General features: G+C 69.0%; 4 protein-coding genes and 1 pseudogene. 2 read left to right on the top strand and 3 right to left on the bottom strand.

Annotation, left to right across the window (positions count from 1 at the left end; genetic code table 11):
• Window positions 1-109 precede the first annotated feature (109 nt).
• Entirely contained in the window at window positions 110-730 is a 621-nt protein-coding gene (locus ACGF1Z_RS15865; RefSeq protein WP_393004222.1) for a DUF6542 domain-containing protein, read from the bottom strand.
• A 162-nt stretch (window positions 731-892) separates the two neighbouring features.
• Here ACGF1Z_RS15865 and ychF point away from each other — a divergent pair, with 162 nt between their 5' ends.
• The gene (ychF, locus tag ACGF1Z_RS15860; protein WP_393004220.1) at window positions 893-1,981 is read left to right on the top strand and encodes a redox-regulated ATPase YchF; all 1,089 of its coding nucleotides are present in this window, start codon (window positions 893-895) and stop codon (window positions 1,979-1,981) included.
• Window positions 1,982-2,101: 120 nt separating this feature from the next.
• Here the strand turns inward: ychF and ACGF1Z_RS15855 are convergent, their stop codons facing one another.
• Window positions 2,102-2,494 (bottom strand): DNA-binding protein, encoded by a 393-nt coding sequence (locus ACGF1Z_RS15855; RefSeq protein WP_393004218.1) that lies wholly within the window; start codon window positions 2,492-2,494, stop codon window positions 2,102-2,104.
• Window positions 2,494-2,745 (bottom strand): hypothetical protein, encoded by a 252-nt coding sequence (locus tag ACGF1Z_RS15850; RefSeq protein ID WP_393004216.1) that lies wholly within the window; start codon window positions 2,743-2,745, stop codon window positions 2,494-2,496. Before ACGF1Z_RS15850 ends, ACGF1Z_RS15855 begins: the two co-directional genes overlap by 1 nt.
• Between ACGF1Z_RS15850 and ACGF1Z_RS15845 the strand changes: the two are divergent.
• Window positions 2,744-3,230: pseudogene (locus tag ACGF1Z_RS15845) on the top strand (ATP-dependent helicase); the annotation flags it as partial. The gene ACGF1Z_RS15850 and the pseudogene ACGF1Z_RS15845 sit on opposite strands and share 2 nt — an antisense overlap.
• Window positions 3,231-3,736: the final 506 nt, after the last annotated feature.

Raw genomic sequence — 3,736 nt, 5'->3', positions numbered from 1 at the left:
CGGGGTGGGGGTGTCCGGACTGCGAGCTCCACTTCGCTTCGCTCGTGGAGGTCGCCGCCACGTCCGGACACCCCCACCCCGGCCCCGCCCCCTCGCGCCGCCCTTTCGCCTAGCCGCGTTCGGGGGCCGGGCGCCTGACCGGTCGTGCCGGACTGCCGGGGGCGGTCGCCGCCCGCTGGCGGCGCCCCATGTCGCGCACCTTCCGGACACTGGCGATCAGGCCGGCGACCAGCGTGCCGCCGTACAGCCAGCCGGCGTGCATGGCGAGGGCCGTGACCAGGGCCATGGCCTGGCCGCCGACGCCGCCCGAACCGCCCGAGACGGGGATCACGCCGACGGCGAAGGCGATCGGTACGGAGATGGGCGCGGTGACCAGGTCGGCGGTGCGCACCCAGAGCGCCGTCAGGGCGCTGACGGGCAGGAAGAGCAGCCCGTAGACGAGCGGGGAGCCGTCGAACAGCAGCCAGTCGAGGAGACCGATCGCCAGCATGACCGCGGAGACGAAGAGACCGGCGCCCAGACCCGTCAGCCGGGGGTTGGGCAGCCTGCGCAGCGCCATGACGACGGGCGGCGGTGTGCGCTCGACGCGGGGCCGGCCCGGGCGAGGCCGGGAGGCGACGCGGTAGACCGCGGCGCCCTCGACCAGAGCGCCGGGCGGCGTCAGAGGGGCCTCCCGGCCGCCCCCGGCGGGGCGGCGGGGCTGCGGCTTGCGTGTCCTGTGCTGCTCCACGTCACCAACGTAGGTCGCGAGAGCCCGGTAACCCCCTGCGGGACACGCCCTTTGGGTGACCTTGGCGGGAAGAGGGGCGTCTTCGACCGGTCGGGCCCGGTCGGGGGCCCCCGTAAACTGGGGGATCGCCCCACCTCCACTCCTCCTAGGGAAGTCGCCACCGTGTCGCTCACGATCGGAATCGTCGGCCTGCCGAACGTCGGCAAGTCGACCCTGTTCAACGCCCTGACCAAGAACGACGTGCTGGCGGCCAACTACCCGTTCGCCACGATCGAGCCCAACGTCGGCGTCGTCGGCGTCCCGGACGCCCGCCTGACCAAGCTCGCCGAGATCTTCAGCTCGCAGCGTGTCCTTCCGGCCACCGTCGACTTCGTCGACATCGCCGGCATCGTGCGCGGCGCGAGCGAGGGCGAGGGACTGGGCAACAAGTTCCTGGCGAACATCCGCGAGTCGGACGCGATCTGCCAGGTCATCCGCGCCTTCAAGGACGAGAACGTCGTACACGTCGACGGCAAGGTCTCGCCCAAGGACGACATCGAGACGATCAACACCGAGCTGATCCTCGCAGACCTGCAGACCATCGAGAAGGTCCTGCCGCGACTCCAGAAGGAGTCCCGGATCAAGAAGGACGTGGCCCCGAAGGTCGTGGCCGTCGAGGCCGCCAAGGAGATCCTGGAGAAGGGCGACACGCTCTTCTCGGCCGGCATCGTGCAGGGCTCGGAGAAGGCGGAGCTCCTCCACGACCTCCACCTGCTCACCACCAAGCCGTTCCTCTACGTCTTCAACGTCGACGAGGACGAGCTGACCGACGACGCCTTCAAGGAGGAGCAGCGCGCCCTGGTGGCCCCGGCCGAGGCGATCTTCCTCAACGCCAAGCTGGAGCAGGACCTCGCCGAGCTCGACGAGGAGGACGCCATGGAGCTCCTCCAGTCCGTCGGCGCCGAGGAGCCCGGCCTCGCCACCCTCGCCCGCGTCGGCTTCGACACCCTCGGCCTCCAGACCTACCTGACGGCCGGCCCCAAGGAGTCCCGCGCCTGGACCATCAAGAAGGGCGCCACGGCCCCCGAGGCGGCCGGTGTGATCCACACCGACTTCCAGAAGGGCTTCATCAAGGCCGAGGTCATCTCCTTCGCGGACCTGGTCGAGACGGGCTCCGTCGCCGACGCCCGCGCCAAGGGCAAGGCCCGCATGGAGGGCAAGGAGTACGTCATGCAGGACGGCGACGTGGTGGAGTTCCGCTTCAACGTGTGACGCTTAGTCAAGTTCTGTGCCCAACTCACTTGTTCGTGGGTCGGGCACAAGCTTTTGTCCGCAGGGAGTCCTCGCCCCGTGATGAGGGGCATTGGCAGGTCTGGTCGGCGTGAGACCGCCTCAGACCTCGACGACCTCGACGGAAGGGCCGCACAGGAGTGTCAGGTCCTCGGGGTCGGCGGTGAGGACGGTGACCGGCTGGGGCGCGTTGCGGGCGATGACCGCGAAGGCGGCATCGACGGCGTACTTGTGGCCGTGAAGGTGATGGGTGCGAAGGAGGACGGCGGCCCGATCGGTGATCTCCTTGGTGACGTCGTGAACGTCGACGCGGGAGAGGACCCACTTGATGCGGGCCGGGTGGATGCGCTCGTAGTCGGCCTCAAGCGTGGTCATGGCGCTGGTGGCGACGCGGATGCCCTCTTCCGAGGCCGCTTGGACCAGGGCCACGACGGTACGGTCCTTGAGGTAGAGCTTCGAGAGCCCTTCGCTGTCGAGCAGGAGGGTGCCGGGCATCAGGCGGCGGCCCCGCCGGCCTGCCGGTGGTCGTGACGCAGCAGCGCCCGGGCGGCCTCGACCTCCTCGCGGGAGAGGGCGTCGTTGTCGGTCTCGAAGTCGGCGACGATCTCCCGCAGCTTGTCCATGGCGACCCGCTGTTCGAGAGCCTCAGCGACGTAGGCGGAGAAACCGCCGGGCCCGACATGGGCGCGTACAGCCTCGGCGAGATCCTCGGGCAGGCTGATCGAGTACTTCCTACTACCGCTCATGGTGCCGATCCTACCGGTGGTCGTAAACCTGGGGGTGTGAATGGCCACCCCGGGGTTCGGTCGATCCCCAAGGAGTTGCGAACGCCCGTCGAGGCCTGGTGCGGGCGGTGGGAGGATGCGGGGAGGGCCAGAGGAGGGGCGGGGAGCGTGGGGCGTGGCGAGGTACTGAAGCCGATCCACGATGAGGCGGTGAAGCGGGAGCTCGACGCCATTCCCGTCGCCCGGCTGCAGGACGTCACCGAAGGGCGGCTGCGGCTGGGGGGCGTCGAGAAGAGCGATTGCGCACCCCGGGCAGTGTCCTCGAAGCGGGTCCCTACCGGCTGCGACAGATTCCCGGTGTCGGGCAGCGCACCGTCGACCAGATGCTCGCTGCCGCCCGCCGGCTCTCCGAGGCTGTGCAGGAGACCGTGGCCGTCCACATCGACATGGACCGGCCGGAACCGCGCACCACTGCGCTCGTCATGGCCTTGCACGTCCTGGTGGAGGGGGCATGAGCGGGTCCCGGCCCGATGGGGAGAGGCGGGCGGGTGGAGCTCAGGACGGGGGTTGACATGGGGCGACGCGATCCGTACTGTTCTCCGAGTTGTCCGACGTGAGCACCGACTCCGGTCGGCCCCGGACAGCGATTCCGCAAGAACCATCGACGCCTGACAGCACGCTCTTTTGTCGTGCCGTCCTGCGTTTCCGTGCGTTTTTGCGAAATGAGGAATCCGCGTTCGAAGGTGTGAACGTGCGCCGCCGATTGGCTTCGGTGGCGGGGAATCCGCTAAAGTCTCACCCGTCGGAACGGCCCAACAGCCGGGAAGGCGAATCCCGCTGACTGGGAATCAGGCGCCGAAAGGGTCTGATAGAGTCGGAACCGCCGGAAGGGCCCGGAACGACGAAAGTCGAAAAGGGACCGGAAAGCACCGAGGAAATCGGGTCGGAAAGATCTGATAGAGTCGGAAACGAAGGAAGCGCCCGGAGGAAAGCCCGAGAGGGTGAGTACGAA

Source organism: Streptomyces sp. NPDC048018, from assembly GCF_043202995.1.
In the GTDB taxonomy this organism is placed as follows: domain Bacteria; phylum Actinomycetota; class Actinomycetes; order Streptomycetales; family Streptomycetaceae; genus Streptomyces.
This window is presented reverse-complemented; position numbering and strand designations above follow the sequence as displayed.

Excerpts from the sequence above, each read along its gene's own strand:
- ACGF1Z_RS15850 (WP_393004216.1), bottom strand. The coding sequence starts at position 2,745 with ATGAGCGGTAGTAGGAAGTACTCGATCAGCCTGCCCGAGGATCTCGCC.
- ACGF1Z_RS15855 (WP_393004218.1), bottom strand. The coding sequence starts at position 2,494 with ATGCCCGGCACCCTCCTGCTCGACAGCGAAGGGCTCTCGAAGCTCTAC.